The sequence below is a fragment of the Mammaliicoccus fleurettii genome (genome assembly GCF_003970575.1).
Lineage (GTDB): Bacteria > Bacillota > Bacilli > Staphylococcales > Staphylococcaceae > Mammaliicoccus > Mammaliicoccus fleurettii.
Window position 1 is genome coordinate 1 of the sequence record NZ_RXWZ01000034.1, and the last position, 5490, is coordinate 5490.

The 5490-nt window shown below is 30.3% G+C and carries 6 protein-coding genes; 1 reads left to right on the forward strand and 5 read right to left on the reverse strand.

The window, feature by feature from the left end; genetic code table 11:
* Nucleotides 1–112: 112 nt before the first annotated feature.
* Together CD129_RS02595 and CD129_RS02600 are read right to left on the reverse strand one after the other, a co-directional pair.
* Nucleotides 113–838 (reverse strand): DUF443 family protein, encoded by a 726-nt coding sequence (locus CD129_RS02595; RefSeq protein ID WP_078356355.1) that lies wholly within the window; start codon nucleotides 836–838, stop codon nucleotides 113–115.
* The gene (locus CD129_RS02600; RefSeq protein ID WP_078356354.1) at nucleotides 835–1038 is read right to left on the reverse strand and encodes a helix-turn-helix transcriptional regulator; all 204 of its coding nucleotides are present in this window, start codon (nucleotides 1036–1038) and stop codon (nucleotides 835–837) included. Before CD129_RS02600 ends, CD129_RS02595 begins: the two co-directional genes overlap by 4 nt.
* A 209-nt stretch (nucleotides 1039–1247) precedes the next feature.
* Here CD129_RS02600 and CD129_RS02605 point away from each other — a divergent pair, with 209 nt between their 5' ends.
* On the forward strand, nucleotides 1248–2762 hold the full coding sequence (locus CD129_RS02605; protein ID WP_078356353.1) for a Na+/H+ antiporter NhaC family protein: 1515 nt from the start codon (nucleotides 1248–1250) through the stop codon (nucleotides 2760–2762).
* Nucleotides 2763–2803: 41 nt separating this feature from the next.
* On the opposite strand, the gene CD129_RS02610 is transcribed toward CD129_RS02605, so the two are convergent.
* The 3 genes from CD129_RS02610 to CD129_RS02620 all read right to left on the reverse strand — a co-directional run.
* Nucleotides 2804–3946, reverse strand: a complete 1143-nt coding sequence (locus CD129_RS02610) for a glycerate kinase (protein ID WP_115337480.1) — start codon at nucleotides 3944–3946, stop codon at nucleotides 2804–2806.
* A 117-nt stretch (nucleotides 3947–4063) separates the two neighbouring features.
* Nucleotides 4064–4480: a VOC family protein gene (locus tag CD129_RS02615; RefSeq protein WP_174221864.1), complete on the reverse strand. Its 417-nt coding sequence runs from the start codon at nucleotides 4478–4480 to the stop codon at nucleotides 4064–4066.
* Nucleotides 4481–4609: 129 nt separating this feature from the next.
* A partial coding sequence (locus CD129_RS02620; protein WP_126577728.1) for a DinB/UmuC family translesion DNA polymerase occupies nucleotides 4610–5490 on the reverse strand: 881 nt, incomplete at its 5' end.

Sequence of the window (5490 nt, forward strand, 5' to 3'; positions counted from 1 at the left end):
TCATAGAAAAAACACCTCCGTATAAATTCATTTTAATATGAATTCAACGAAAGTGTTTTTATTTTATTCCCACAAATTGGGGTCAGCTCACTATATAGGACCGGGTCTTTTTTTATAAAGTTTCTGAAACTTTTTTAGTGAAGTACATTGTATTAACTAGATATAAGATAATTAATAATGATACGCTGAAAAATTGATTATTATTAGAACTTATTGAAAATATTGATGCTAGTGCAATAAATCCTATGATCAATTGTTGATTTAAAGTGTATGTTTTTTGTAAAGCTAGTAAAGTGATATATTGCTCACCACTATCCATCATATCTACCATTTTTTCATTTAATTTTTTATCTCCTGCTTTTGGATAATGACGTTCTGGGTATAATTTTCTTAAATTCGATAAATGCATATAAGATAATGGTGCAGTTATAATTAAAGATAATACTGCTATAATTAACGATAAAATGCTTGGATCTTCTGATAAATTTAAAACAAGATTTAGTATTATTAAGCCAAGTGTAGTTATTAAGCCTAATAGTACAGGTGGAAAAATTAATGTTTTTTCTAATTGTACTTCTATATCATCCTCATTGTCTGAATCTGTTTCTAACTTTCTATAGTTTTTCGCTTTTTTATAAACATTCATTAATATAACAACTAATATAATGATAAATATTGCTAAAATAATAGTTATAATATCTGTTTGTGTTTTTGTTAATTGTATTTCTAAAAGCTGATGATTAGCCCCAAACAAGGTTGTTAATAAACCTCCAACTAATCCACCTATAAGCATATATAAAATAAGGTTACCTATTAACATAATTTTATTCTTTTTCATAATTCATCCTCCTCGAATATGAAAACATCTTCAACATTTTCTTTGAGTATTCTAGCTATTCTTACCGCAGTCAATACTGATGGCATGAAGTTATTACGTTCTATTAATGAAACTGTTTGTCTCGATATACCTGCTCTTTTTGCCAACTCAGTTTGATTAAATCCTTCTCTAGCTCTCAACTCTTTCACCCTGTTCTTCATTTGACCACCACCTACGATTACTAATATACACTATTATTGTCATTATGACAAATATAGTTGTCATTTTTATAACTATCATTGTCAACAATAGATGTATAGGTATACAATTTTATGATTGTTTATTAATCTCTTATTTACTAATTACAAATTATATGTAATGATTTAAATTATTACATCATTCAGAAAACTTTTAAGGGAGGTTGTCTATTATGGATAGTTTTGGCTTTTGGTCAATTATTCCACCCATTATCGCCATCATAATGGTCTTATTAACACGAAGCGTAATTGTCTCTCTGTTCTTAGGACTTTTTTCCGGGATATTATTATTAACAAGTTTCAACCCTATTTCTTCTTTAAAAAAGTTGTTAGGTGACTATTTATTCGTTACGGTTGCTGATGAATATAATGCAGGCATACTTATATTATTAGTATTTATAGGTGGGTTTGTTGCATTGCTTGAAAATTCAGGTGGTGCTAAAGCTTTTGCGAATCACTTTATTTCTGGTACAAAGAGTAGAATTAAAATTCAATTAGCAGCGTGGTTTAGTGGTATTATCATTTTCTTCTCTGAAATGGGAACGCCACTTATAGTTGGCCCAATATATGAAAGTTTATTTGATAAGGCTAAAATATCTCGTGAAAAATTAGCATGGATTATTGATTCAACAGCTTCTCCTGTATCTGTGATGATTCCTTTTATAGGCTGGGGTGTTTATATAATGGGATTAATCGATACAGAATTTAAACGTTTAAGTATAGATATGACTTCATGGGATGCTTTTATCACTTCTATACCTTATTTCATTTATCCTGTACTAGCTGTATTAATTGTCCCTTTAATCATTTTATTAAAATTAGATTTTGGTCCAATGAAAAAAGCCGAAGATCGAATTATGAATACAGGTGAAATTTATTGGGAAAATGCCAAACCTTTAAGAGAAAGTGTTGATACAGATAAAGATGTTGAAAACAAAAGCAAACCAATACTTATTTGGTTACCCATTCTTATATTAATCATCTCTTTATTTTCTTTATTAGCGCCAAAAGGTTTTCCATTCCAAAGTGTTGAAGGTAAAGATTTTAGAATAGCGTTAAGTTTATCTTATTTCTTTGCTGCTATTTCAATCATTATTATGATGTTAATATATAAAGTGAAAACAATTAGTCAATCATTAAATATATATACATCAGGTATGAAAAACATGACTGATATTTTAATCATACTAGTATTGGCATGGTCGCTTGGAAGTGTCCTAGATAAATTAGGAACAGCTAACTATATCGTGCAAATTATAGATGGCACAATCCCTCCTGCAATTGTACCTGCGCTCATCTTCCTTGTCGGTGCATGTATGTCATTTGCAAATGGTACTTCATGGGGAACATTTGCAATAATGCTACCATTAGCTATACCACTTGGCTATCACTTAGATTTGCCGTTAACAGTATGTATTGGAGCAGTAATTTCTGGTGGCATATTTGGTGACCATAGTTCTCCTATATCAGATACAACTATTCTTTCTTCTACTGGTGCCGGAGCTGATCATAAAGATCACAACAAAACACAAGTTCCAATTGCACTATTTAATGGTGTAGTTACAGCTATCGCATTACTTATTACAAGTATAGTTGGCTTCAAGTTCACACTTATAGTAGCAATAGTGTTTATGATAATTGGTGTTCTTATAATAAATAGAATTCAAAAATATAAATACAGAACTTAAAAAAAGCAGTATGGTTACGAAATCAACCATACTGCTTTTTCTTATTTATTAATCATTTTTATCGTTCTAAATATTTGTTCAGTTTGTTGTTCTATTAAACAACTACTATTCTGCATAGCTTCTTCTAAATTCATTGGACCATTAGTAATACTATATGCAGCTGTTAGACTTTGGTTATATAGCTCAGATAAATTCCCTTCAACACTTCCGCCAAGAGCTATAATTGGTATTCCATATTCATGTGCCTTTTGACACATACCAGATATCACTTTTCCACCAGCTGTTTGTCCATCTATTTTGCCTTCACCCGTTATAATCAAATCAAAGTTCTCTTGTTTTAACATTTCATTTAATTCTACAAAGTCTATAACAAGTTCAATTCCTCTTTTTAAATTTGCATTTAAAAACGCAAGCATACTGCCAGCTGTACCACCTGCTGCACCAGCCCCTTCAATCTGATGAATAGAAAGATTTTTTTGTTGCTCAATTATATTCGCAAATTGCTCTATAGCATTATCAAGAATTTTAACAACCTCAACTGAAGCACCTTTTTGAGGTCCGAATATGTAACTAGCGCCATTTGTTCCTATAAGTGGATTTGTAACATCACATGCAATTTCAAAATTCGCTTCTTTCATTAATGACATAACATTAGAATCATCAATCGTGACAATATCTTTGATATATTGTCCACCAAGATTTATATCAAGTCCATTTTTATCCAAAAATCTGAATCCCAATGCTTGTAACAAACCAACACCAGCATCATTTGTAGCACTACCACCTAAACATATAATGAAATGTTTAATATTTCGTTCTAGAGCATCTTTAATAAGTATTCCAGTACCATACGTTGTTGTTTTTAACGGATTAAGCTCTTCAGCATTAAGAAGATCTATGCCAGAACTAGTTGCGAGTTCAATAATTGCGGTCTTACCATCACCAGAAATGCCGTATTTAGATTCCATTTGTCTACCTAAAGGATCAACACTATTTGCTGTCACCACAGTACCATTAGTAGCCTGAACCAAATTTATCATCGTACACTCGCCACCATCAGCCATTGGTAGAATAACAGTTTCAGATTTAGAATCTACTTTTAATATTCCATTTTGCATAGCATGAGCAACAGTTAAAGCATCCGAACTCCCTTTAAAAGAATCTGGTGCAATCAACACTTTCATATATTACGCCACCTTTATAATAGGTTATCTCAGTTTATTTTACCATTTTTTAATTCTCTAAAATATATAAGGATAGAGGCTGAGACAAATAATTGTCCCAGCCTCTATCCTTATATATTATTCTTGATGTGTATAACTTAAATCCCAACCTATACCAAATTTATCTATAACTTTAGCATATGTTTGTCCCCAAAAAGTTTTACCTAGTTCCATTTGAACCTGGCCACCTTCTTTAAATATATTATACACTTCATTTATCTTATCTTCTGTTTCAAATTCTATAACAATGTATACGTTATGGTTTTGACTCAATGAGTCATCATCATTCGGTATATCTGAAAACATAAATAAATGACCATTCACTTCTAATTGTGCATGAATAATTCTATTAGAATCTTGTGCCGCATCCACACCTGCGTCACCATACGTTTGTGATTCTCTTACACTTCCATCTAGCGCTTCACTATAAAATGCCAATGCTTCTTCGCAAGTTCCGTTAAAGTAAAGATAAGGTGTAACTTGTTTAATCACCATGCACCACTCCCCATATTTGAATGTCAGTCAAAATAAGTATATAAATGTGATTAAAGTTTGTCAAATGTTAATAATATTTACATTATATACACAAAGGAGAAATATAACTACTTTCATTTATAAGTTGATTTAGATTATTTGATCGTTAATTAAGTTTCTGTCCCAATTTATTTCATTAATTAATAATTCAAGTCCTTCATTTCTTAATCTTTCAAATTTTTCTATAAACATATTAAGTTCACGAGCTCTTTCAGGTACAAAATTATTAAGTGAGATATTTAATTCATTATATTTTTCTGCTTTATCACATAGTTGTTCAGAAAAACTCCATATAACTCTAAATATATCCATAGCTATATTTGTGCCATCTTTTAAAGTATATTCTTTTGAGATTCCATCACTTTGATCATTTTTCAAAGAAAATGAAATAGTCTTTACTAATAAATTTCTTGATCTTAATTGTTTGGTTAAACTTTCCACTGTTTCAAGTATGATACTTTTCATTTCAAAATATTGATAGTTCTGCGAAAGTTTTAAATTATATTTTATTTTTGGTTTAATTATATTGTGAATGTCTTGAACCTTGTTTAAGTCTATACCATTACTGTTAAGATGCAAATCCTGGCTTATTTCTCCATATGATTTCTCTAATTTTTTTAAAGGATAGTGCGCTAAATCTCCAACTGTGTATATTCCTATTTCATTTAAGTCTTTCTCAACCCGTTGATTAATTCCCCACATTTTATTTAATGGATGTATTGGCCACAACTTTGAAGGTATGTCTTCATATTTCCATTCAGCAATTAACTGTTTATTATTTTTCGCTTCTATATCTAATGCAGATTTACTCAGAAACATATTTGGACCTATTCCAATTGAATATTTCATATGCATTTGTTCTTCTATTTCTCTCTTCAACATACTTGCAAAGTCAAATGGTGTTGAACAATAATATTTAAATACTTTAGTTATGTCAATAAATATTTCTTCAACATTGTACTGTTGAATAT

Coding starts and splice junctions, on each gene's coding strand:
- CD129_RS02600 (WP_078356354.1), bottom strand. CDS start 1,038: ATGAAGAACAGGGTGAAAGAGTTGAGAGCTAGAGAAGGATTTAATCAA.
- CD129_RS02595 (WP_078356355.1), bottom strand. CDS start 838: ATGAAAAAGAATAAAATTATGTTAATAGGTAACCTTATTTTATATATG.
- CD129_RS02605 (WP_078356353.1), top strand. CDS start 1,248: ATGGATAGTTTTGGCTTTTGGTCAATTATTCCACCCATTATCGCCATC.
- CD129_RS02610 (WP_115337480.1), bottom strand. CDS start 3,946: ATGAAAGTGTTGATTGCACCAGATTCTTTTAAAGGGAGTTCGGATGCT.
- CD129_RS02615 (WP_174221864.1), bottom strand. CDS start 4,480: ATGGTGATTAAACAAGTTACACCTTATCTTTACTTTAACGGAACTTGC.